21 protein-coding genes are annotated in these 21,973 nt (G+C 71.5%); 16 read left to right on the top strand and 5 right to left on the bottom strand.

All coding sequences use genetic code 11. The features are described from left to right. Window positions 1-278: 278 nt before the first annotated feature. Both AB0P17_RS01245 and AB0P17_RS01240 read left to right on the top strand, forming a co-directional pair. Entirely contained in the window at window positions 279-929 is a 651-nt protein-coding gene (locus AB0P17_RS01245; protein ID WP_365806444.1) for a hypothetical protein, read from the top strand. 177 nt (window positions 930-1,106) lie between these two features. Further along, window positions 1,107-1,517 carry a DUF488 family protein gene (locus tag AB0P17_RS01240; RefSeq protein WP_365806442.1) on the top strand — a complete coding sequence of 137 codons (411 nt, stop codon included), beginning with the start codon at window positions 1,107-1,109 and terminating at the stop codon, window positions 1,515-1,517. A 31-nt stretch (window positions 1,518-1,548) separates the two neighbouring features. Here AB0P17_RS01240 and AB0P17_RS01235 read toward each other — a convergent pair whose 3' ends face one another. Continuing rightward, window positions 1,549-2,376 carry an SLATT domain-containing protein gene (locus tag AB0P17_RS01235; protein WP_365806441.1) on the bottom strand — a complete coding sequence of 276 codons (828 nt, stop codon included), beginning with the start codon at window positions 2,374-2,376 and terminating at the stop codon, window positions 1,549-1,551. 361 nt (window positions 2,377-2,737) lie between these two features. Between AB0P17_RS01235 and AB0P17_RS01230 the strand changes: the two genes are divergently transcribed. The 9 genes from AB0P17_RS01230 to AB0P17_RS01190 all read left to right on the top strand — a co-directional run bounded on the left by AB0P17_RS01230 (window position 2,738) and on the right by AB0P17_RS01190 (window position 11,775). Further along, the gene (locus AB0P17_RS01230) at window positions 2,738-3,094 is read left to right on the top strand and encodes a YbaB/EbfC family nucleoid-associated protein (protein WP_365806439.1); all 357 of its coding nucleotides are present in this window, start codon (window positions 2,738-2,740) and stop codon (window positions 3,092-3,094) included. Between the two features lie 64 nt (window positions 3,095-3,158). Then, a complete protein-coding gene (gene recR, locus AB0P17_RS01225) occupies window positions 3,159-3,758 on the top strand; it encodes a recombination mediator RecR (protein WP_365806437.1) in 600 nt (199 codons plus the stop codon). Beyond that, window positions 3,751-4,428 carry a DUF5063 domain-containing protein gene (locus AB0P17_RS01220; protein ID WP_365806436.1) on the top strand — a complete coding sequence of 226 codons (678 nt, stop codon included), beginning with the start codon at window positions 3,751-3,753 and terminating at the stop codon, window positions 4,426-4,428. The genes recR and AB0P17_RS01220 overlap by 8 nt, the downstream gene beginning before the upstream one ends. Window positions 4,429-4,798: 370 nt before the next feature. Next, window positions 4,799-5,941, top strand: coding sequence for a hypothetical protein (locus AB0P17_RS01215; RefSeq protein WP_365806434.1), 1,143 nt, complete (start codon window positions 4,799-4,801; stop codon window positions 5,939-5,941). 50 nt (window positions 5,942-5,991) lie between these two features. Next, window positions 5,992-6,576 carry a Uma2 family endonuclease gene (locus AB0P17_RS01210; RefSeq protein ID WP_365806433.1) on the top strand — a complete coding sequence of 195 codons (585 nt, stop codon included), beginning with the start codon at window positions 5,992-5,994 and terminating at the stop codon, window positions 6,574-6,576. A 241-nt stretch (window positions 6,577-6,817) separates the two neighbouring features. Continuing rightward, entirely contained in the window at window positions 6,818-8,089 is a 1,272-nt protein-coding gene (locus tag AB0P17_RS01205; protein ID WP_365806431.1) for an aspartate kinase, read from the top strand. Next, window positions 8,086-9,150 carry an aspartate-semialdehyde dehydrogenase gene (locus AB0P17_RS01200; RefSeq protein ID WP_365806429.1) on the top strand — a complete coding sequence of 355 codons (1,065 nt, stop codon included), beginning with the start codon at window positions 8,086-8,088 and terminating at the stop codon, window positions 9,148-9,150. Before AB0P17_RS01205 ends, AB0P17_RS01200 begins: the two co-directional genes overlap by 4 nt. A gap of 505 nt (window positions 9,151-9,655) precedes the next feature. Then, window positions 9,656-10,231, top strand: a complete 576-nt coding sequence (locus AB0P17_RS01195; RefSeq protein ID WP_365806497.1) for a SigE family RNA polymerase sigma factor — start codon at window positions 9,656-9,658, stop codon at window positions 10,229-10,231. Further along, window positions 10,228-11,775 carry a hypothetical protein gene (locus AB0P17_RS01190; protein WP_365806427.1) on the top strand — a complete coding sequence of 516 codons (1,548 nt, stop codon included), beginning with the start codon at window positions 10,228-10,230 and terminating at the stop codon, window positions 11,773-11,775. The genes AB0P17_RS01195 and AB0P17_RS01190 overlap by 4 nt, the downstream gene beginning before the upstream one ends. A gap of 84 nt (window positions 11,776-11,859) precedes the next feature. On the opposite strand, the gene AB0P17_RS01185 is transcribed toward AB0P17_RS01190, so the two are convergent. Together AB0P17_RS01185 and AB0P17_RS01180 are read right to left on the bottom strand one after the other, a co-directional pair. Next, the gene (locus tag AB0P17_RS01185; RefSeq protein ID WP_365806426.1) at window positions 11,860-12,612 is read right to left on the bottom strand and encodes an SURF1 family protein; all 753 of its coding nucleotides are present in this window, start codon (window positions 12,610-12,612) and stop codon (window positions 11,860-11,862) included. A gap of 72 nt (window positions 12,613-12,684) precedes the next feature. Then, a complete protein-coding gene (locus tag AB0P17_RS01180; RefSeq protein WP_365806425.1) occupies window positions 12,685-14,541 on the bottom strand; it encodes a prolyl oligopeptidase family serine peptidase in 1,857 nt (618 codons plus the stop codon). A 318-nt stretch (window positions 14,542-14,859) separates the two neighbouring features. Here AB0P17_RS01180 and AB0P17_RS01175 point away from each other — a divergent pair, with 318 nt between their 5' ends. From AB0P17_RS01175 to mgtA, 4 genes are all read left to right on the top strand, one after another. Further along, window positions 14,860-15,564: a hemerythrin domain-containing protein gene (locus tag AB0P17_RS01175; RefSeq protein ID WP_365806423.1), complete on the top strand. Its 705-nt coding sequence runs from the start codon at window positions 14,860-14,862 to the stop codon at window positions 15,562-15,564. Window positions 15,565-15,730: 166 nt separating this feature from the next. Continuing rightward, window positions 15,731-16,048 carry a twin-arginine translocase TatA/TatE family subunit gene (locus AB0P17_RS01170; protein ID WP_365806421.1) on the top strand — a complete coding sequence of 106 codons (318 nt, stop codon included), beginning with the start codon at window positions 15,731-15,733 and terminating at the stop codon, window positions 16,046-16,048. A gap of 294 nt (window positions 16,049-16,342) precedes the next feature. Further along, on the top strand, window positions 16,343-16,702 hold the full coding sequence (locus AB0P17_RS01165) for a metalloregulator ArsR/SmtB family transcription factor (RefSeq protein ID WP_329824143.1): 360 nt from the start codon (window positions 16,343-16,345) through the stop codon (window positions 16,700-16,702). A 7-nt stretch (window positions 16,703-16,709) separates the two neighbouring features. After that, window positions 16,710-19,526, top strand: coding sequence for a magnesium-translocating P-type ATPase (mgtA, locus tag AB0P17_RS01160; protein ID WP_365806419.1), 2,817 nt, complete (start codon window positions 16,710-16,712; stop codon window positions 19,524-19,526). Here the strand turns inward: mgtA and AB0P17_RS01155 are convergent. After that, window positions 19,517-21,166 carry an LCP family protein gene (locus tag AB0P17_RS01155; RefSeq protein ID WP_365806417.1) on the bottom strand — a complete coding sequence of 550 codons (1,650 nt, stop codon included), beginning with the start codon at window positions 21,164-21,166 and terminating at the stop codon, window positions 19,517-19,519. The two genes, mgtA and AB0P17_RS01155, sit on opposite strands and share 10 nt — an antisense overlap. Before the next feature lie 144 nt (window positions 21,167-21,310). On the opposite strand from AB0P17_RS01155, the gene tatA reads away from it, so the two are divergent. After that, window positions 21,311-21,601 (top strand): Sec-independent protein translocase subunit TatA, encoded by a 291-nt coding sequence (gene tatA, locus AB0P17_RS01150; protein WP_365806416.1) that lies wholly within the window; start codon window positions 21,311-21,313, stop codon window positions 21,599-21,601. A gap of 30 nt (window positions 21,602-21,631) precedes the next feature. Here tatA and AB0P17_RS01145 read toward each other — a convergent pair whose 3' ends face one another. After that, a complete protein-coding gene (locus AB0P17_RS01145) occupies window positions 21,632-21,862 on the bottom strand; it encodes a hypothetical protein (RefSeq protein WP_365806414.1) in 231 nt (76 codons plus the stop codon). Window positions 21,863-21,973 lie beyond the last annotated feature (111 nt).

Genomic DNA, 21,973 nt, shown 5'->3' with positions numbered 1-21,973 from the left:
TCTTGTCGCGGCGCGGCGATCGATACCGGATGGTGACTCCGCTCCCCTACCGGAAGGAGGGGGCTTTCCACCCGAAGGCGGCGGTCCAGCCCGAACCGGCCCCTTTCGGGGCGGGGAGGACCTACCACGGAACAGGAAGCGATTGTCCCACCGGCTGAAGAGAGGGGACTGCCCGCCCTACGGGGGCCGCCGGGCCCCTACGCCCGACGTGTCCGCCGCATTACGCTGTCCCGACCATCGCGCGCACGCGTACGAACCCGTTGGAGAGCGAGCCTCCCTTGGCCTGTGACCTGTGGTTGGTCCCCCTCGTCGATGTGCTGTGCCACAGCCCCGACAATCCCTTCGCCGAAGAGATCGCCGCCTACGACAAGGCGCTCGGCGAAGCCGGGCTGCCGTCCGTTCCCGTCTTCGCCTACATGCCGGGCCTCGCGGGCGATGTCGCCCCGGTCGCCGGCTTCGACTACGACGCGCTGCACTTCCTGCGGCGCGCGTACCTGCTCCAGCTCTGCGGCCTCGCGGTGACGCCGGTCGGTGAACTGGGCGGCGACTACGAGCAGTTGCTGGAGATGTTCGAGTCGACCGCGAAGCAGTCGCACCTCGTCTGGCATTACGACCACGCGGGCGCGTACGTCCCCGTGGACTTCGACACGCCCCTCTCGAACGAGGAACTCCTCTCGGGCGGCGGCCCGTTGGGCTCGTCGCAGGGGCTGCTGCGCGAACTGGAGATCGTCGCCCCGGCGATCGGCATCGACCCGGCCAACCCCCCGTCGCCCCCGACCCCGCCGGACCGCCCCACGTCCCTGGAGGAACCGGCGGCCTCGATCCCCTACGACGACAGCCCGTTCGCCCGGGAGCGCCATGTGTGGCTGGGGCTGCACGCGGCGGCCACCAGGAGCCTGGCCCAAGGCTCCATGATCATCTTCAGCTGACGGGTACTTCGGCTGACCGGCATTCCAGCCGGCCGGTACTTCGGCGGACAGGCGCTCCGGTCCACGGGTTCAGGGGCCGACGAAACCATTCGGCCCCTGAATTCTCCCCTCTGTCGAGTTCTCGACATCCGGCGGACAGAAGTCGCCGGGGCCCCCGGCCCCGGGCATGCTCGGAGCATGGAGCACAAGCGGAAAGACGCGTCGCCCGGGGCCCCCGCAGCGCCCGAAGTGGCGGTCAGGGTCAAACGGGTGTATGAGGACTGGACCCCCGAGGACGGCACCCGGGTGCTGGTGGACCGGCTCTGGCCGCGCGGCCTCAGCAAGGAGGACGCACGGCTCGACGAATGGGCCAAGTCGGCCACCCCGTCGGCCGAGCTCCGCGCCTGGTACCACGAGCGGCTGGAGGAGCGGTACGAGGAGTTCTGCGCCCGCTACGAGGCCGAACTGGCCGAACCCGAGCCCGCGGCAGCCCTGCGGCGGCTCCGGGAGCTGGCCCGCTCCGGCCGCCCGCTCACCCTCCTCACGGCGGCGAAACGCCTGGGCCACACGCACGCGGACCTGCTGGCCCGCCTGGTGGCGGCTCCGTAAGGCGGCTCCGTAGGGCCTGTGGGCCGCGGGCCTACCGCGTCTCGGGCGGCCGCTGCCTGGGCATGTTCGGCCGGGCGCCCGGCGGCAGCGGGAAGCGGCCCAGGTGCGGCACCGGGCCCTCGCCGCGGACCCCGCCCATCGGCATCGACTGCATCACCAGCGGCGCCGGTCCCGAGCGGAACTCGACCATCCAGTCGGCGGTCTCCGCCCGTACCAGCTCCGTCACGTCCTCCGTGAACCGCCGCAGCACCCCGAGGCACCGTTCCGCCGCCTCGCTCGCCGTACCGTCCGTCGGGCCCAGCATCTCCCGTACGCACTCCGACGCCCAGTCGAACTGGAGCGTCTGCAGCCGGCGCTGCACCGCCTGCGCCGTGGCCACCGCCCGCATCCACCCGGACGTCAGCCCGAAGTACCGGTCGCACCCCACGCACGCCGCGCCCAGCAGCAGCGAGATGTACCCCCATCCCGCCGCCCCCGGCAGCACCCCCGTCAGATCCACCAGCGGCAGCGTCGCGCCCGCCGTCACCCCGAGCGCGGTGGCCGCGCGCAGGACGCGGGCGTAGCGGCGTTTGCGCACCCGGTCGGCGAGATACCAGTCGACCGTACGGAGCGCGCCCGTCTCGACCCAGCGGTACAGCTCGTCGAGGCGTTCCGCCGGCTCGCCCCAGTCGCCGAGGGGGAAGGGCCCGCTGATCAGGTCGCCGTACGGGGGGCCGCCCCCGGTGTCGCCGTCGAGGAAGCCGTCCCCGGGGGCCGCGCCCGTGCCCGTACTCGCGCTCCCGCCCGTGGCCGCGTCCGCGCCGGAGGAGGCGCCCTCCTCCCGGGCGGGGCCTCCGCTCTGCATATCCGGCTGGCTCACCGAGGCACTCCTCTACGGTCTGCTGGGCTCTACGCTCTGCTGGGCACTGGATGACACCGAGTGACGCGCATCACCCGCGGTGACGCACCCGCGTGCGTACATACGTGCGGGTATGCGTGCATGCGTACGAGGCGAACGGGACGATCCGCGCATGATGATGTGCTCGCAATTCCTACCGCCGAATGGTGGGCCGCGCGGCCGGAATCCCGGCGATTCCACCCATCTCAGGGGTGTGATCAGGTAGAGGAGCCGTAAGGGACTCACCCGAAAGAGTTGGTCCCGGTGGGGTGGGGCGCGGTGCGCGAGGACCACGTAGGCTCGGCTTACAGGTACATCGTCGTCGAAATGCCATGGAGTGCCCGTGATTCCCGGTGGTGGTCAGCCCAACATGCAGGAGCTGCTCCAGCAGGCCCAGAAGATGCAGCAGGACCTCGCGCGTGCGCAGGAGGAGCTGGCGGCGACCCTGGTCGACGGCCAGGCGGGCGGCGGGCTGGTGAAGGCGACCGTCAACGGCTCCGGTGAGCTGCGCGGCCTCGTCATCGACCCGAAGGCCGTGGACCCGGAGGCTGCGTCTTCCTTGCAGGAGCTTGGCGAGACGCTGGCGGACCTCGTCGTCGCGGCCGTCCACGCGGCGAACGAGAACGCGCAGCAGCTCCAGCAGGAGAAGCTGGGCCCGCTGGCGCAGGGCCTCGGCGGTATGCCGGGTCTGCCCTTCTAAGACTCACCGGTACCAACTAGCGTACGTACTCACGTTTCTCGGCCGTGGCAGGAAAGGCAATCCGTTGTACGAAGGCGTGGTTCAGGACCTCATCGACGAACTGGGCAGGCTGCCCGGCGTCGGTCCCAAGAGCGCGCAGCGGATCGCCTTCCACGTCCTCCAGGCCGAGCCGGCCGACGTCCGCCGCCTCGCGCACGCGCTCCTGGAGGTCAAGGACAAGGTGCGCTTCTGCGCGGTGTGCGGCAACGTCGCCCAGGAGGAGCGCTGCGGGATCTGCCGCGACGCCCGGCGGGACGCGGCGGTGATCTGCGTGGTGGAGGAGCCGAAGGACGTCGTCGCGATCGAGCGCACCCGCGAGTTCCGCGGGAAGTACCACGTACTCGGCGGCGCGATCAGCCCCATCGAGGGCGTCGGCCCCGACGACCTGCGGATCCGTGAACTGCTGGCCCGCCTCGCCGACGGTACGGTCACCGAGCTGATCCTCGCGACCGACCCCAATCTGGAAGGCGAGGCCACGGCGACGTACCTCGCCCGCATGATCAAGCCGATGGGCCTCAGGGTCACACGTCTGGCCAGTGGTCTCCCCGTCGGGGGCGACCTGGAATATGCCGACGAGGTCACGCTCGGGCGTGCCTTCGAGGGGAGACGACTTCTCGATGTCTGACGCAACGCTGCACGCCGTTGACCAGGATCCGGACGACTTCGCGGTCCAGATCGCCGACCAGATCGAGAGCTTCATCGTCGCCGTCACGGAAGTGGCGAAGGGCGACGAGCCGGACAGCGCCGTGCCCTTCCTCCTCCTGGAGTTCTCGCAGCTGATGCTGGCCGGCGGCCGGCTGGGCGCGCACGAGGACATCCTTCCCGACGAGCGGTACGAACCGGACCTGGGCCCCGAGCCGGACGTCGACGAGCTGCGCGAGCGCTTCGCGGTGATCCTGGAGCCGATCGACGTCTACTCCGAGGTCTTCGACCCGTACGAGCCGCGCAAGGCGCCGGTGCCGCACCGTATCTCCGACGACATCGCCGACGTGGTCACGGACCTCCGCCACGGCCTGGCCCACTACCGCGCGGGCCGCACCACCGAGGCGCTGTGGTGGTGGCAGTTCTCGTACTTCTCCAACTGGGGCTCCACCGCCTCCGCCACCCTCCGCGCCCTCCAGTCCCTGGTCGCCCACGTCCGCCTGGACCAGCCCCTCCCGGCGCTGGACGGCCTCGACACGGACCAGGACCTCACCGAAGCGGCGGAGGACGTCCTCGCGGAGGAGGCGGGCCGCGTCATGGCGGAGGAGATCGCGGGCCCCCTGGGGCTCCGTACGGTACGCACGGTCAGGTGACAGACCCCGCCCGGACCTTTCCACGGAACACGCCCCCTCCACACGGAGGGGGCGTTCTGCGTATCGGTGCCGTCGGTGCCGTCGGTGCCCTTCGGTGGATCCACCCGGTCCGTACCGGCGTCGCCGCAGGTCGTCCCGGGGCTTGAGCCCCGGGCTCCGGGCCTCGGGTTCCGAGCCCCTTCCCAAGGATTGGGCGGTTGAGGGAAACCCCACCACCCTCCCTCAACCCTCCACTGACGAGCGAATATGACTATCTGTGTTCGGGTTGCGTCAGAGCGTGGTGAGCGTTTAGGTTCGCCACGTAAAGCGGCTCCGGCGGTGCGCCAACACCAATCCGGAGCCTGACCAGCAGATCGAAAGAGAGTCGATCGTGGCTTACACCAACTCTAGTGCTGCCCTGCCAGCGGCCGCGCACCCCTTCGCCAATCCCGGTTACGGCAAGCGCTCCGCGCCCGACCAACGCCCGCGCGGCGAAGCCGACTTCGCACATCTGCGCACGAGGGAAGCGGCGATTGCCGCATACATCGATCGCCTGCCCGAGGGTTCAGCCATCGGCTACAAGGCGCTCGCCGCGAACGTCGCGGACTACGGTCAGCAGGCGTGCGGCAAGGCACTGCGCTTCCTCTCGGACGCGGGTCATCTGCGCCGGGTCAAGGAGCACTTGGCGTTGGAGGACAGCAGCTTCCGCTGGGTGACGCACACGTACTTCTCCCGCACGGCCAGGGACGACGAGTGGTGGAAGGCGTACGTCACCGGTCTGCGCGGGATCGACCTGACCGAGTTGGAGCGGCGGTTGCGGGAGGGGGCGGGGGCTGATCCGGCGCCGGGAGCGCATCAGGATTCCCGCGCGGCGGAGCAGCCGGTACGCGACGCGGAGCCGACGCCCCCGACACCCGACCCCGCGCCCGAGCCCTCTCCAAATGTCGAGCCCGCGCCCGCCTCGGTCGCGTACCGCACCCTCGCGCGCCTCGGCCGTACAGAGCCCCGTATGACCCTGTCCGCCGCCGAGTGCGCCGCGCTCGAAGCGCTGGCCGCCGAGTGGCTGGCGCGTGGGGCCACGCCGGACCACATCACCCGATCTCTGACCGCCGGGCTTCCGCATCCGCTGCACAGCCCCGGAGCGATCGCCCGTACCCGACTGGAGAGCAAAATGCCCCCTGAGCCGAGCAACACCAGCGCACCGGCGCGCATCACGCGTGCGCTGATGGCCTGCATCAGCTGTGAGAACGACGAGTCGACCGCGCTGCTGATCCGGGGCGTCTGCGTCGACTGCCAGGACGAGATGGCGGCGTACGACGCGGCCGAGGAGACGGGCCTGGTCATCGACGCGATCCCGGACACCTTCCGCGCGATCCCCGCCCAGGTCGACGTGGCCCGCCGCGCCGACGAACTGCGTGCCGCCGCCGGCCTGAAGGCCCGGCCGATTCCCGAGCCGGTCCACAGCGAGTACGTCCGTGCCCGGGCCACGACGGCCGGCAGCGGCGGAGGCACGTCGGCTCGGGCGGGCGCATGAGCCTGCGCGAGACCCTGGCCAAGGCACCATGGAGGGGAGGAGGCGACACCATGACCCCCAGGACCGCTGACTGGCCCGAGCCGCAGATGTCGATCGAGGAGTTCGAAGAGCTTGCCCGCCGAGCGCCAGAGATGGTGCGGCTGGAGTTCATCAATGGAAAGGTGCAGGTCAAGGCGGTGCCGGACGGTAACCACGACGAGATCGTCAAATGGCTGCAGAAGATGTGCATGCAGTTCCGGCCCGAGCTGTGGCTCTACGGAGAGCGAGGGCTGAAGGTCGAGTCGTACCGCAGCGGACGGGCCCGTCCGGACGGCGTGCTCGCCCCTGACGATTCGTTCGTCGGTGCCGGGGAATGGGCCGATCCGGACCGTGTCCTGATGGTGGTCGAGGTCACGTCCCACGACCATGATGCCGTCAGGCGCGATCATGTCGAGAAGCCGGACGGCTATGCCACCGCCCGCATTCCCGTCTACCTCCTGGTGGACCGCGACGCCTGCTCCGTGACCGTCCACGCCGAGCCCGAGAACGGCGTCTACCGGGCCGTCACCACGCGCCCCTTCGGAGCTGTCGTCGAACTTCCCGACCCGGTCGGCATCACGCTCGAAACGGAGAAGCTCAAGGATTACGCGGAGTGAGAGCGGATCCGGCACCGCGCGCATGACGCGTGACGTGGGCCACGTTGCCGCGTGTCACCGGCGAACGGGGGCATGCTTCCTCACCGAGCGGCCGTGAATGCCTCGGTGATCACGGAGTGAGCGGGACATCTCACGATGTGATATATCCGGGCCGTCCTGCGGCCGCTCGTTAAACTGAGCCGACAGCTGTGCTGTGCCGCGACGCGCGGCGCAGCAGCGATGGACTGAGCGAGGAGCGCACGTGGGCCTTGTCGTGCAGAAGTACGGAGGCTCCTCCGTAGCCGATGCCGAGGGCATCAAGCGGGTCGCCAAGAGGGTCGTCGACGCCAAGAAGAACGGCCACCAAGTGGTCGTCGTGGTGTCGGCGATGGGTGACACGACGGACGAGTTGATCGATCTCGCCGGGCAGGTATCCCCGATCCCTGCCGGGCGTGAGTTCGACATGCTGCTGACCGCCGGAGAGCGGATCTCCATGGCCCTGCTGGCGATGGCGATCAAAAACCTGGGTCACGAGGCCCAGTCGTTCACCGGCAGCCAGGCAGGCGTCATCACCGACTCGGTCCACAACAAAGCGCGCATCATCGATGTCACGCCGGGCCGGATCCGGACCGCCGTCGACGAGGGCAACATCGCCATCGTCGCCGGGTTCCAGGGGGTGTCCCAGGACAAGAAGGACATCACCACCCTGGGCCGGGGCGGCTCGGACACCACCGCCGTCGCGCTCGCCGCGGCGCTGGACGCCGAGGTGTGCGAGATCTACACCGATGTGGACGGTGTCTTCACCGCCGACCCCCGGGTCGTCGCGAAGGCCCGGAAGATCGACTGGATCTCCTTCGGGGACATGCTGGAGCTGGCCAGCTCCGGTTCCAAGGTGCTGCTGCACCGCTGCGTCGAGTACGCGCGCCGATACAACATCCCGATCCATGTCCGCTCCTCCTTCTCGGGGCTTCAGGGCACATGGGTCAGCAACGAACCGCAAGGGGACCGCACGGTGGAGCAGGCCATCATCTCCGGTGTCGCTCATGACACCTCCGAGGCGAAGATCACGGTCGTGGGCGTCCCCGACAGGCCCGGCGAGGCGGCGACGATCTTCCGCGTCATCGCGGACAACGAGATCAACCTCGACATGGTGGTGCAGAACGTCTCCGCCGCGTCGACCGGGCTGACCGACATCTCGTTCACGCTGCCGAAGACCGAGGGCCGCAAGGCCATCGACGCGCTGGAGAAGACGAAGGAGAAGATCGGCTTCGACTCGCTGCGCTACGACGACCAGATCGGCAAGGTCTCGCTCGTCGGCGCCGGGATGAAGACCAACCCGGGCGTCACCGCCGGGTTCTTCGAAGCGCTCTCCAATGTGGGGGTCAACATCGAGCTGATCTCGACATCCGAGATCCGGATCTCGGTCGTCATGCGGGAGGAGTCGGTCGTGGACGCCGTACGCGCCGTGCACACCGCCTTCGGCCTCGACAGCGACTCCGACGAGGCCGTGGTCTACGGCGGCACCGGGCGATGAACGGGCGGCCGACGCTCGCGGTCGTGGGAGCGACCGGGGCCGTCGGCGCCGTCATGCTCCAGATCCTGTCGCAGCACGCCGACGTCTGGGGCGACATCCGGCTGCTCGCCTCACCCCGTACGGGCGGCCGCGAGCTGTCCGTACGGGGCCGCGCCGTCGAGGTCGTCCCGCTCTCCGAGGAGGCCCTGGACGGCGTCGACGTCGCGGTGTTCCTCGTCCCTGACGACGTGTCCGCGAAGTGGGCACCCGTCGCCGCCGCCAAGGGCGCCGTCGTGGTGGACCGGTCGGCCGCCTTCCGGATGGACTCCGACGTACCGCTGGTCGTTCCTGAGGTGAACCCGGGCGCCGTCCGGACCCGGCCGCGCTCCATCATCGCGGGGCCCGGCTGCGCCACGCTCACGATGATCGTCGCGGTGGGCGCGCTGCACGCCGAGTTCGGCCTGCGGGAGCTGGTCGTCTCCTCGTACCAGGCGGTCAGCGCCGAGGGGCGGAGCGGTGTCGACGCCCTGCGCGACCAGCTCTCCCTGGTCGCCGGTACGGAACTGGGCACCCACCCCGGTGACGTACGGCGCGCCGTCGGCGATGCCACCGGTCCATTTCCCGCGCCGCTGGCCCTCAACGTCGTGCCGTGGGCCGGCTCCCCGGACCCGGCGGGCGACGGCTGGTCCTCGGAGGAGGCGGCGATCCGGGACGAGACCCGGAAGATCCTGAACCTGCCCGCGCTGCGGGTCGCGGCGACCTGCGTCCGCGTCCCCGTCATCACCGGGCACTCCCTCTCCGTACACGCGCGCTTCGAGCAGGAGGTCACGGTCGGCCGGGCGCACGAGATCCTCGCGACCTCGCCCGGCGTGGTGCTCTTCGACAACCCGGGGACGGGTGATTTCCCCACCCCCGCCGATGTCGTGGGGACGGACCCGACCTGGGTGGGGCGCGTACGGCGCTCGCTCGACGACCCCAGGGCACTGGAGCTGTTCGTCTGCGGCGACAACCTGCGCAAGGGCGCGGCGCTGAACACCGCCCAGATCGCCGAGACCGTCGCCGCCGAGCTGAAGAAGCGGTAGCGGCGGCCGGCCGGGCGGGGAAGCGGTAGCGGCGGGCCGGCCGGACCCATGGGGCGGTAGCGGCGGCAGTGGTGGCTGATCGGTCGTAGTCGGCGCAAATCAGTGGGCCGAGACGCGTCAAACCTTTGTAGGATCTGTGAACGCCCCATGGGCAGGCTGACCGGCTATGCCTCTTGAACTGGGGCGTTGTCATGTCCGACGATACTCATCCCACCTCTCCGTGAGTCTCCGCGCGAACGTCGCGCGAACACTGCAACCGCCGGATGGCTGGGAAGCGTCTCTGTGGTCGCCCCCATGAGGTGCTGCGGAATCGGGGCATAGGGGGAGATCGGGTACGCATGAGGGTATTCAGTGCAGCGTCAAATGGGGCGGCGTGCGCGTACAACCCTGACGGGGGGAAGCGTGTCCAACAGGCGTGGCAGCAGAGGTTCTCGACATCACGGCGGTTGTCCCGGTGCGCGGCACGGCAGTGCGTCCGCACCGGCGGACCCGCACGCCCGGCGGCATGCCGGTGATCGCCCCCATGCCGGCCGCCCGGCCCACCCGTATCCCCTCCCAGCGCGAGGGCGCTGAGGAGGCGATGGCGGCGGGTACCACCGTCGACCATCTCACCGAGACCTACCGCGCCCACTACCGGTCGCTGCTCGGTCTCGCCGCCCTGCTGCTCGACGACACGGCCTCCTGCGAGGACGTCGTCCAGGAGGCCTTCATCCGGGTCCACTCCGCGCGCAACCGGGTGCGGGAGCCGGAGAAGACGCTGGCGTACCTGCGCCAGACCGTGGTGAACCTCTCCCGCTCCGCGCTGCGCCGCCGCATACTCGGGCTGAAGCTGCTCTCGAAGCCGATGCCCGACATGGCGAGCGCGGAGGAGGGGGCGTACGACCTGCTGGAGCGGGACGCGCTGATCAAGGCGATGCGCGGACTGCAGCGCAGGCAGCGTGAGGTGCTCTCCCTGCGCTACTTCGCCGATATGACCGAGGCGCAGGTCGCCGAGACGCTCGGGATATCGCTGGGCTCGGTCAAGGCGTACGGCTCGCGCGGGATCGCGGCGCTGCGCGTCGCGATGGAGGCGTCGGGATGAGCGCGTGGCGCAAGGACCGGAGCGCCGCCGGGCGTGAGCACGGACCGGCGGGCGAACCGGACCATGGACAGGAGCGTGTACGGGGGCGGGAGAAGGATGGGCGGGGAACCCCCGACGTGCCGTTGAACGACCTGACTGGAAACGGAACTGTGAGCAACGGGCCGGAGAACGAGCTGAGCGGCCGCGCTGACGGAGAGGGCGCCGAGGCCGCCGCGGAGCAGGCGAAGGCCGGCGCGGCGGGCGCGGCCGAGGAGGCCGGGACGGCCGAGAAGGCCGACGAGGCCGAGGAGCCCGACGATGCGGGCCGCGCCACGGGTGACGCCCGGGATGCACGGGACGCGGGCGACGCGCGTGAGTTGCGTGAGGCGAGCGGTGTCCGTGATCTACGGGATGCCCGTGACCTGCGTGACGCCGCGAACCGGCGCCCCGACGGCGACCTGACGACGAAACTGCACGCGGATCTGCACGCGGATCCGGGTGCGGATCCGAGCGGGGATCTGAGCGGCGACCCCGCCGGGGCCCTGGACGGCGACGAGTTGGCGCTGCGCCGGCTCATGCACGGGGCCGTGGCGGACCTGCGGCCGTCCGACGGCGCGCTGGACCACCTGCGCAAGGCGGTTCCCGTCCGGCGGGCCAGGAAGCGGCAGGCCGTCGTGGGCATGGCCGCCGCCGCGCTGCTCCTCGGCACGGCGGTGCCCGCCTTCGTGCACGTCACGAACACCAGCACGGTCGCGGACGACCAGGCCATCTCCGCCGGCCATGGCGAGGAGTCGCGGAGCGGCGCGGACGCCGACAAGACCGACAAGGACAAGAAGCAGAACCCGGACGGTCCCTCGGACAAGGTGTCCGCCGACGAGGACGAGCCCGACAAGAAGGAGCGGCCGGACGCGGAGGCGACCGGCACGGCCGACGGCGGCAAGGGCGGTGCGGCCGAGAACACCGGTGGCTCCGGTGAGGTCACCTCCTCGCAGGTCTGCAGCGCCGGCCAGCTCGGCGGGGCCAGCGCCGAGGTGGGCACGGCCGACGCCACGGGCAAGGTGTACGGCACGTTCCGCGTCGCCAACGTCTCGTTCTCGCCGTGTACGGTCACCGGCCGCGGCACGATCGGCCTCGGGACCGTCGGCGCGGCCGACTCCGCCAAGGTCAGCCAGTCGGTGCACTTCGCGGGCGACGCGGCGACCGGGCTGCCGGACCCCTCCCAGGAGCTGCCGACGCTGACCCTGCCGCCGAGCGGCGCGTACCTGGTGAAGTTCGCCTGGGTGCCCTCGGAGACCTGCCCGACGGTGAACCCCTCACCCGATCCCTCACCGACCGGTGACACCTCGGCGGGCGCGACCACCGGCGCCACGACCGGCACCGGAGAGACCGGCACGGACAACGGCGGAACCGGCACGGAATCCCAGCTCCTCACCGACGGCACCACCGAGGACGGCAGCGTCTCCGTCTCCTACACCGCACCGGCGGGCGCCCCGAACGTACAGGCCACGATCCCCAACGCCTGCGCGGGAACCGTCTACTGGACGGGCGTGCTCAGCGGCTCGTAGGGCGTTGCACCACCTGATCGCGCGGTGGCGGCGGTCAGGCCCGGTGGTCAGGCCAGCAGCCGGCCAAGCGGTCAGGCCGGACGGTCAGGCCGCGGTGCCCAGGCCCAGCGCCTCGTCCTTGGCGGTCTCCACCTCACGCCGGGCCAGCCGGAACCACATGAAGACCACGAACCCGGCGAACACGAACCACTCGCCGGTGTACCCCAGGTTCTGGAACGCCTTCAGATCGAGCCCGGTGTTCTGCGGCGCGGCGGCGGGCACGGGCAGCAGCCCGTCCGACGCCTGGCCCACGGTGACCCACGCGTCGTACACCCCGTACGGCACGAGGTTGACCAGCGAGGCCGCGCTGATCATGCCGAGCTGTCCCTGCGGCAGCCCGCCGCCCGCCCGCACCCCGTCGGAGCCGACCGCCTCGGAGGCCTGGAGCGACCCGGTCACCGTGACCTCGCCGGCCGGCGGCGCGGGGGGCTTCTCACCGCCGGCGAGCCAGCCGCGGACGACGGGCAGCGCCTGGCCGTCGTCGGTACGGAGCATGGTCAGGACATACGAACCGGTCCTGCCGTCCAGCTCCCGGTCCGGCACCACGAACTGATCCGCGTACCGCCCCGTCGCCGTGACATGGCGCCCCGAGGTCTCCTGGTCGACCGGCAGCAGCGACGCCACCGCCACCGCGGGGCGCTTCCCGGGATCGGGCTTCTCCTCGGCCGCCCGGTGCGTGTCCACCCGGTCCTCGAAGCGCCCGAGCTGCCACATTCCCATGAAGATACAAAAGGGGATCGCCAGGACGACGAAGACGTTGATCCCCCACCACCGCGGAGTCACCAGGAACCGGTACACCCCTCCACGGTACGGAACGCCGCCGCGCCCACGGCTCCCGGGGCCCGCTTTACCCCCGATCCGGGCAGTCGGCTACGCCATGCCCAGGTGCCTCCTCGCGAAGTCCAGTTCCAGCCGCACCTGCTTGATCCGCTCCTCCACCACCAGCGACCCGTGCCCCGCGTCGTACCGGTACACCTCATGGACCGCGTCGCGCGCCGCCAGCCGGTCCACGTAGTTCTCCACCTGACGGATCGGGCAGCGCGGGTCGTTCACCCCCGCCGAGATGTAGACCGGGGCCCGCACCGCGTCGACGTACGTCAGCGGGGACGATGCCTCGAAGCGCTCCGGGACCTCCTCCGGCGTACCGCCCAGCAGGGTGCGGTCCATCGCCTTCAGGGCCTCCATCTCGTCGTGATACGCCGTCACGTAATCCGCGACCGGTACGGCGGCGAGCCCCACCGCCCAGGCGTCCGGCTGGGTGCCGAGGCCGAGCAGGGTCAGATAGCCGCCCCACGAGCCGCCCGCGAGGACCAGCCGCGCCGGGTCGGCCAGCCCGGAGTCCACCGCCCACGCGCGCACCGCCGCGATGTCCTCCAGCTCGATCAGCCCGACCCGGTGCTTGAGCGCGTCCGTCCACTCCCGCCCGTACCCCGTCGACCCGCGGTAGTTGACCCGGACCACCGCGAAGCCGTGGTCGACCCAGGCGGCCGGGCCCGCGGCGAACGCGTCGCTGTCGTGCCAGGTCGGGCCGCCGTGGATCTCGAAGACCGTCGGGAAGGGGCCCTCGCCCGCCGGGCGCTGCACCAGCGCGTGGACCCGGCCGCCGGGGCCCTCCGCCCACACGTCCTCCACCGGCACCGAGGCGGGCGCCGCTCTGCCCGGCGGGTCCAGGACCACCCCGCCCGCCGTGGACCGCACCTCCGGCGGTGTGGCGGCCGACGACCACAGATACTCCACACTGCCGTCGGGCCGCGCCGTCGCCCCCGAGACCGTCCCGGCCGGCGTCTCCACCTGGATCAGCGCACTTTTGACGAAGTCATAACGCCACAGCTCGTCCCGGGCCTCGAAGCTGTGCGCGACGAGCAGCCCCGAGCCGTCCGGATACCACTCGGCGTGCACGTCGCCCGGCAGCTCGATCGCGAGATCCGTCTCCTCGCCCGTCAGCGGATCCCAGACGATCGGCTCCCAGCGGCCCCGCCGCTGATGGCCGACGAGCAGCCGGCTGTCCCCGGCCACCGGGGCGAAGCCCAGCACGTCGAGGCCCAGCTCGCGCGTGCCTCCCTCGGTGTCGTCCAGCTCGGCCACCACCGAGCCGTCCAGCCGCAGCACCCGCACCGCCGAGTGCATCGCGTCCCCGTGCTCGGTGTGCTCGATCGCGAGCAGCGTCCCGTCGTGCGACAGATCGGCGACCCCGGCCGACTCCCGGTGACGGTAGATCTCCACCGGCGCCTCGCCCGGCCGTACGACATGGAGTGTCGAGCCGTCCTCGTCGGTCGAGCGCCCCACGACCGCCGTCCCGTCCCGCCCCAGCGCCAGACCGGCGGGGTAGGAGGGACCGAGCCCCGGCGTCGCGGGCTCGTCGGGCCCCGCCGCCGGCTCCGCGCCGGCCGCCGCCCCGGCCTCCCGCGTGCCGGAGAACGGCTGGCGCATCCAGACCCCGAACTCGTCCCCGTCCGTGTCCGAGAACCACCAGATCCACTCGCCGTCGAGCGAGAGCACCCCGTCCGTCGTCCCGTTCGGCCGGTCCGTCACCTGGCGCTGCGCGCCGGTCGCGCGGTCCCACGCGTACAACTCGTACGTCCCCGTCGCGTTCGACACGAACAGCGCCCGCTCCGGCGCGTCCTCCGCCCAGTCGGGCAGGGAGACCCGGGGCGCCCGGAAGCGCTTCTCCCACTCCGGCATGGAGTCCAGCGTCGAGTCCGGCTGCGAGCCGTTGATCTCAGTCATGACCCCATTCTGCGCTCGCCCGCTGACATCCCGTCGAGATCCCCCTCAGCCTGTGGAAAACCGACCTGTGGACAACTCGACAACTCCCGGATTCCGGATGAGGAGGAGCGGCGGGGCGTATGAGGCGCGTATGGGGCGCGTATGAGGTGTCGCATGAGGTGTGAGGGGCATGTGTGACGGGAATCTCTTCGTGGAGAGGTGCTCTCGTCCCGGAGCGCCTCAGCGGGCATGCGCGCGGACCGGAGTGTTCCGCGGAACGGTGTGACACCGGGCGCCCGCGGATCGAAGGCAGATCGATCGAAGGGGGACAGACAGGCGATGGCTGTTTCACCAGCGCTCCGAGCCGAGCGCTCGCGCATCCATGACGAACTCCTCGCCGAGCACACCCTCATGCGCCGGGGCGCCGCCCTGGTCACCGCGTCGTTCTCGGCGCTCGCGGACGGCCGGCCCGTCGATGTGCGGACGCTGGTCGGCACCTCCCGGTGGCTGCTGGAGTTCGTCCGCGGCCAGCGCGCGAGCGAGGTCGAGCTGCTCTGGCCGGTGCTGCGCGGACTCTTCCCCGGGCCCGTCGCGGAGCTGACGGGCAAGGTCGCCCAGCGCGAGGCGCTCGAAGCCGAACTGCACACCCTGGCCCGCGCGGTCGACACCATATCGGCCCGTGAGGTGACCGGTGGGAGCGGCGAGGTCCTGGTGGTCGTGGGCGAGGCGGCGATGACGGGGCTGCCCTCCGCCATCCGGATCCAGTCGATCCTGAACCGGAACCTCGACGAGGAGGAGCCGTTGCTGCTCGACCTGTTCCCCCGGGTGCCGGACCGCGATGTCGCCCGGCTGCGGAGCGCGATCGTCCACGGAGCCCCGCGCACGGGGCCGCATCTCGTGTTCGGCCTGCTGGAGGACCCCGACCGGGTCCCGGGGCACACGGCGCTGCTGGGGAATTTCCCGGCGTCGGTGCGCTGGCTGCGCCGGGTGTTCCTGACGCGGTACCGCTCCACCAAGCGGGCGCTCGGAGTGCCTTCTCTGTGACCACCCGCACAGACACCCGTGCTCACGTCTTCACACGTGTCCGTGCGAGGGTGATCCTGGCCTTGTTGCCTGTGCGGTTGATACGGAATACTTCTACAGCGCTGTAGATGTTGCGGCGACACGGCGGCAGAACGGCCGCGGACGTTCCCGGGAGAGAGCAGACCTGATGTTCGGCTTGAGCGAACTGGCCGTGATCCTCATCATCATCGCCGTGGTGGTCGGGGTGAAGAAACTCCCCGAGCTGGCACGCTCCGCGGGCAAGGCCGCCCGCATCCTCAAGAGCGAGACGAAAGCGCTCAAGGAGGAGGGAAAGGAAGCTGACACCGCCGGTGCCGCGGGCGCCACGCACCAGGGCGAGTCCCCGGGCGGGCCCCGGAACGACGGTCAGGACGGCTCGCAGGGCGGTCGCCGTATCGTGACCGGCACCATCGTCGAGCCGAACGAACCTCCGAAGCACCCCGAGGAGCCCTCGAAGCGCCTCTGAAGCGGCCTCCGCCCCTCGCGGGAGCCGTCAAGAGCCCGTCAAAAGGCGTTAAGTACCCGTCAAGAGCCCCGGAAGGGCCCCCGGCCCGGCGGCCGGGTGAGCCCCCTGCCCGGCATGCTCCCGTGCGCGGCGGCCCCGTTCCGCCTGAGACCTCTCCCCGGAGGGAGCCCCTAGACTGAGCCGTTGGGCTCGGACGAGGGGGGATCGGGCACGCGACGAGCACGGGACGAAGACGCGGACCGGGCACGCGACGGAGACGCGGGCGGACGGCTCGCGTGGGACAGGAGAGCGATCGTGACGGCAGGTGTCGGCGGCTTCGGGGATCCTTCCGCCGAGGTGCTGGCGGACGCCGCCGCCGCGTTCGGGCTGCTGGCCTCGTCGGCACGGCTGCACATCGTATGGGTGCTGGCGCAGGGCGAGAGCGACGTCACCGGGCTCGCCGAGCGGGTCGGCGGCGCGCTGCCCGCCGTCAGCCAGCACCTCACCAAGCTGAAGCTCGCCGGTCTCGTACGGTCGCGCAGGGAGGGCCGGCGGCAGGTCTACTTCGTCGACGACCCCGATGTCGTCACCGTCGTACGGCTGATGGTCGGGCAGCTCACCGACCGCGCGGCGCTCGCGCCGGGGCCGCGGCGCATCAGCGACGTCGGCGCCTGAGACCGCCGTGTCCGAGTCCGTGGTGCCGGGGCCCGCGGCCTGGGGCGCCCCGGCGGTCACGGACCCGGCCGATCACCGGGACCCGGCGGGCCCGCCCACCTCCCTCCAGGTGCTGCGGGGGCTCGGCAGCGGACCGCGTGGACTGACCGAGGCCGAGGCCGAGGAGCGGCTGATCCGGTACGGCGAGAACGCCGTGCCCGAGTGGCGCACGCCCTCCTGGCCGCGCCTCTTCGTGCGGAGCCTGCGGGACCCGTTCACGGCCGTGCTGCTCTGCCTCGGTCTGGTCTCCGCGACGGTCGCCGCCTGGGGCACCGCCCTCGTGATCCTCTCGCTCGTCGCCGTGAGCTGTCTGCTGCGCTCCTCCGGCGAGCACCGCGCCGACCGCTCCATGGCCGCGCTGCGGGACCTGGTGGCCACCACGGCCACCGTACTGCGGCGCACCGACCACGCCATCGGCGCGACCGGCGCGACCGGCGCGACCGGCACGGACGGCGCGACCGGCACGGACGGCCCGCGGCCGGTGCCCCGGGAGATCCCGGTCGACCAGCTCGTGCCCGGCGATGTGATCCGCCTCGGCCCCGGCGACCTGGTGCCCGCCGACGTACGGCTGCTGCGGGCCAGCGGTCTGACCGTCCATCAGGCGCCGCTGACGGGGGAGTCGGCCCCGGTCGCCAAGTACGCCGTGGACGCGCCCGGCGCGGGGCCCGGTGGCGCGGGCGGTCACCTCGGGGCGTTCGGGGGGCGCCTGGGCGGGCTCGGGGGGCACCTGGGGGTGTTCGGGGAGCCGCAACTCTGCTTCCAGGGCAGCAGCGTGGCCTCCGGGAGCGGTACGGCCGTCGTCGTCGCGACCGGTGGCCGTACCCGGTGGGGCGCGGCGCGCAGCCGCCCGGGACGGCGCCCCGCCAGCGCCTTCGACCGCTCGGTGCACGGGATCTCCTGGGTGCTGATCCGGTTCATGCTGCTGACCCCGCCACTGGTCCTGATGGCCAACGCCGCGCTGCGCGGCCGGGGTCTGGAGACGCTGCCGTTCGCCGTGGCGGTGGCGGTCGGGCTGACACCGGAGATGTTGCCGGTCATCGTCACCACGGCGCTCGCCCGGGGCGCGTCGCTCCTCGCGCGCGACCACAGCGTCATCGTCAAACGGCTGCCCGCGCTGCACGACCTGGGCGCCGTCGACGTCCTGTTCCTCGACAAGACGGGCACCCTCACCCAGGACCGCCCGGTCCTCCACCGGGCGACGGACCCCCGGGGCGACCCCGACCCGGAGGTACTGCACTGGGCAGCCGTCAACGCCTGGTGGACGCTGCAACTGGCCGATCTGCCCGCCCCCGACGCGCTCGACGAGGCGATCCTGGACGCCGCGGAGACGACGGCGGAGGAGGGCGGCGACGGCGGTTCCGCGACGTACGGCGAGGGCGGTCCCGCGGGGTACGAGGGGGTCGCGGCCCTGCCGTTCGATCCCGTACGCCGGCTCTCCACCGCGGTCGTACGGCGCCCCGGGCGCCTGGGCAGCCACACCCTCGTCGTCAAGGGTGCCGTCGCCGACGTACTCCAGCGGTGTGTGCTCGACGACGACGAGCGCGGGCGCCTCACCGCCCTCGCCGCCCGTGAGGCGGACCGCGGGCTGCGGCTGCTGGCGGTCGCCACCGCCGAGCGGCCGGCCCGGCGCCGTGACTACACCCCGGCCGACGAACGCGGTCTCGACTTCCGCGGGTTCGTGGCGCTCCGCGACGCGCTCGCCCCGACGGCCGCCGACGCGCTGGAGGTCTTCGCGGCCCGCGGCGTCACGGTCAAGATCCTCACCGGCGACCACCCGGGAACGGCGGCGCGCGCCTGTCAGGACCTCGGGGTCCCGCTGGGGACGTCCGGCGAGGTGGTCACCGCCGACCGCGTCGACGCCCTCACCGACGCCGAACTCGTTGAAGTCGCCCGGCGCACCACCGTCTTCGCGCGCTGCACGCCCGAGCACAAGGCCCGTATCGTCGCCGCCGTGCGCGCCGGCGGCCACACCACCGGCTTCCTCGGTGACGGCGTCAACGACCTGCCCGCCCTGCACGCCGCCGACGTGGGGATATGCCCGCGCGACGCCGTCGATGTCGTGCGCGAGTGCAGCGATGTCGTCCTGGCGAAGAAGGACCTCACCGCGATCGACCACGCGATCAGCGCCGGGCGCCACTCCAGCGGCAACATCGCGACGTATCTGCGGATCACGCTCTCCTCGAACCTCGGCAACGTCATCGCGATGCTCGTCGCGGGCCTGCTGCTGCCCTTTCTGCCGATGCTCCCGGCGCAGGTCCTCGTGCAGAACCTCTGCTTCGACGCGGCGCAGCTCGCCTTCGCGTACGACCGGCCGGGGCCCGGGGCGCTGCGCAGGCCGACGGAGCTGCGGTCCCGCGCGTTCCTCCGGTTCATCACCGGCTTCGGGCTGATCAACGCCACCGCCGACCTGGCGACGTTCGCGGTGCTCGCGCTCGCCCTGCGCACGGCGGTGGACGAGAGCGGTCAGGCGGCCTTCCACTCGGGGTGGTTCACGGAGAACCTGCTCACCCAGGCGCTGGTGATGCTTCTGCTGCGGGCGAGCGCCCGGAGCGGGGGAGGAGGGGGCCGGGGCGCGCCGAGTCCCGTCCGCTGGGCCGCCGCCGGGCTCGCCGCGACCGGGCTGCTGCTGCCGCTCTCGCCGCTCGGCCCGGCCCTCGGGATGTTGCCGCTGCCCGCGCCGTACTACCTCCTGCTCGCCGCGGTCCTCGCGCTGTACGCGGTGGGGCTGGCGGTGGCGAGGGGACGCCATGAGCGGCGTCATGAGGGTCGTCCCGGTCAGCCGTAGGAGAGGTTCGAGCAGGGGTCGTCGTCGGCGGAACGGGCGTCGTCGGCCACGGCGGACGGTACGGAGCCGACGCCGGGGCCCGAGGCCGGGTCGGAGCCCGGATCGGACGCGGAGGTTCCGGTTCCGTCACCGGTTCCGCCGGTTCCCCCGGTGCCGCCGGTCCCGTCGGCCGGGGCGTCCGCGTACGACGTGCCGAGGACGACATCGATGCCCGAGGTGGTGGACACGGGCGTGACCGCCGCCCCCGGGAAGAGCCGAGCGACGGTCCTGGCCCGGTCCTCCAGGCCGGTGCCGTACTCGATCACCGTGGTGGTGCGGTCCTGGCTGCTCGCGGTCGCGGTGCCGGTGACGGTGAAGTCGTGCTCCGTCAGCGCACGGGAGGCCCGCGCGGCCAGCCCGGTGACCGTGGTGCCGTTGTAGACGGCGACGCTGATGCCGCCGCCGGAGACCTCGCCGGTGGCGCTCGGCGAGGGGGAGGCCGAGGGGGAGACCGAGGGGGAGGCGGTGACCTCCTTGGTCCCGCCGTCTTTCGTGCCATCGGCGTTCTTGCCGCTGGCGTCCTTGCCGTCGACCGTACGGTCGGCCTTGAGCGCCGCCCACAGTTCGGAGGCGTCCGGCTCGACGATCGCGACGCGCGCGCCCTCGTACCGCCAGGGGATGGTGACGAACTTGGTGTTGTGCAGGTCGATGTCCTTGAGCGACATCATGAAGCTGATCAGTTTGTCGGCCGAGCCGAGGCCCGGGTCGACGGTCATGGACCGCGTCGCGGCGTTCGCGAGCGGCAGCAGCTTGGTGGGGGTGAGGCCGTCGCTCTTCACCTTCTTGAGCAGGGCGGCGACGAAGGCCTGTTGGCGCTTGATGCGGCCGATGTCGGAGCCGTCGCCTATGCCGTGCCGGATCCGTACGTAGTCCAGCGCCTGCTGACCGGAGACGGTCTGGGCGCCCTGGGTGAAGAGGCGCTTGCCGCGGGTGGTGCGGCCGGGGCTGAGATCCTGCTGGTAGATGTCCTGCGGCAGACACACCTGGACCCCGCCGACGACCTCGGTCAGCTTCGCGAAACCCTTGAAGTCGACGACGACGGTGTGATCGACACGCAGCCCGGTGAGGTGCTCGACGGTGTTCTGGGTGCAGGCGGGGTTGCCCTTGGCGCTCTGCCCCACGGAGAAGGCCGCGTTGAACATGGTGTTGACCTGAGTCTTCGTCCAGGTGCCGTCGGGCAGTTGGCAGGGCGGGATGTCGAGGAGCGTGTCGCGCGGTACGGAGACGGCGACCGCGTGCTTCTGGTCGGCGTAGATGTGCAGCAGGAACGCGGTGTCGGAGCGGCCGATGTCGTCCTTGTCGCCACCGCCCAGCGAGCGGTTCCCCTCCGTGCGCGCGTCCGAGCCGATGACCAGGACGTTCTGGCCCTTGGAGGTGGACGCGGGCCGGTTGTCGGAGAGGCCGCCCGCGCTGAAGGTCCTGATGTTCCCGCTGAGTTTGAGATAGACCCAGCCGACTCCGGCGGAGGCGAGCACCAGCAGGGACAGGGCTATGACGAACGAGGTGCGCAGTCTTCCGCCCTGCTTGCGCCGCCGGGAGCGGGTGGGGGCGGCGCGGCGGCTGCCGCCCGGGGATGCCGTGTGCCGACTGCTGCCTGCCATATGCGCGCCCTCATCATCCTCTGGCCGGCCTCTTGGTTGTACAGTTGCGCAATGTAGCAACTTTAGTGAGAGGTGCGGGCCGCGGGTGCGTGGGTGACGCGGGGCCGGCCGGTACGGGATCGGACGAGAGGAAGGCGGGGCGGAATGTTGCGTAACGGTTTGGAGCCTTGGCACCTGCTCATCGTGGCCATCGTGATCATCGTCGTGTTCGGTTCGAAGAAGCTGCCGGACACCGCGCGGGCCGTGGGCAAGTCCCTGCGCATCCTCAAGAGCGAGACCAAGGCGATGAAGGAGGAGGGCGGCACGGGAGTGGACGGTGCTGTCGCCTCGCCCGTCACGCCTTCCACTCCCTCCTCTCCGTCCCCCTCTTCCTCCCCCTCTCCCTCCCCTTCTTCCTCTGTCTCCCCTTCCTCCCCTGCCTCTTCGGGCCGCTGACGGGACCGGCCGGCCGGTCCCGTCAGGTCTTCAGGGGCTGGCCAGGTCGAAGCCGTACCGCAGGGGCTCGCCCTGTACGCGCGGATCGCGCCGGTAGACGAAGAGCGCGTCCACCTGTGCGCCGCCCGAGGGGCCGTCGAGTTCGCAGGGGTACGTCACCTGCACCACGGACGGCCGGTCGGCGACCCGCATCCGTACCCCGTTCGCGGGTCCTCCGTCGAGGACCGCGATCTCCCATTCCGTACTGCCGCGATCATTCATGCCAACACTTTAAAGGTTGCGCAATCTTTGAACCATGGGGCACGGGGTGCGCTCCGGAGCACGCGGAGGAGCGTACGTACACCGGACGGCACGCACGCCGAAGCGCGCGTA

Source organism: Streptomyces sp. NPDC088124 (assembly GCF_040685895.1).
Lineage (GTDB): Bacteria > Actinomycetota > Actinomycetes > Streptomycetales > Streptomycetaceae > Streptomyces.
Note: the sequence above shows the minus strand (reverse complement) of the source record. Positions and strands in the feature narration are given on the sequence as shown.

What these genes read in the sequence shown, in the direction of transcription:
- AB0P17_RS01175 (WP_365806423.1), top strand. Translation starts at nt 14,860, where the DNA reads ATGGCTGTTTCACCAGCGCTCCGAGCCGAGCGCTCGCGCATCCATGAC.
- AB0P17_RS01195 (WP_365806497.1), top strand. Translation starts at nt 9,656, where the DNA reads ATGCCGGTGATCGCCCCCATGCCGGCCGCCCGGCCCACCCGTATCCCC.
- AB0P17_RS01145 (WP_365806414.1), bottom strand. Translation starts at nt 21,862, where the DNA reads ATGAATGATCGCGGCAGTACGGAATGGGAGATCGCGGTCCTCGACGGA.
- AB0P17_RS01180 (WP_365806425.1), bottom strand. Translation starts at nt 14,541, where the DNA reads ATGACTGAGATCAACGGCTCGCAGCCGGACTCGACGCTGGACTCCATG.
- AB0P17_RS01210 (WP_365806433.1), top strand. Translation starts at nt 5,992, where the DNA reads ATGACCCCCAGGACCGCTGACTGGCCCGAGCCGCAGATGTCGATCGAG.
- tatA (WP_365806416.1), top strand. Translation starts at nt 21,311, where the DNA reads ATGTTGCGTAACGGTTTGGAGCCTTGGCACCTGCTCATCGTGGCCATC.
- AB0P17_RS01170 (WP_365806421.1), top strand. Translation starts at nt 15,731, where the DNA reads ATGTTCGGCTTGAGCGAACTGGCCGTGATCCTCATCATCATCGCCGTG.
- AB0P17_RS01190 (WP_365806427.1), top strand. Translation starts at nt 10,228, where the DNA reads ATGAGCGCGTGGCGCAAGGACCGGAGCGCCGCCGGGCGTGAGCACGGA.
- AB0P17_RS01220 (WP_365806436.1), top strand. Translation starts at nt 3,751, where the DNA reads ATGTCTGACGCAACGCTGCACGCCGTTGACCAGGATCCGGACGACTTC.
- AB0P17_RS01200 (WP_365806429.1), top strand. Translation starts at nt 8,086, where the DNA reads ATGAACGGGCGGCCGACGCTCGCGGTCGTGGGAGCGACCGGGGCCGTC.
- AB0P17_RS01155 (WP_365806417.1), bottom strand. Translation starts at nt 21,166, where the DNA reads ATGGCAGGCAGCAGTCGGCACACGGCATCCCCGGGCGGCAGCCGCCGC.
- AB0P17_RS01240 (WP_365806442.1), top strand. Translation starts at nt 1,107, where the DNA reads ATGGAGCACAAGCGGAAAGACGCGTCGCCCGGGGCCCCCGCAGCGCCC.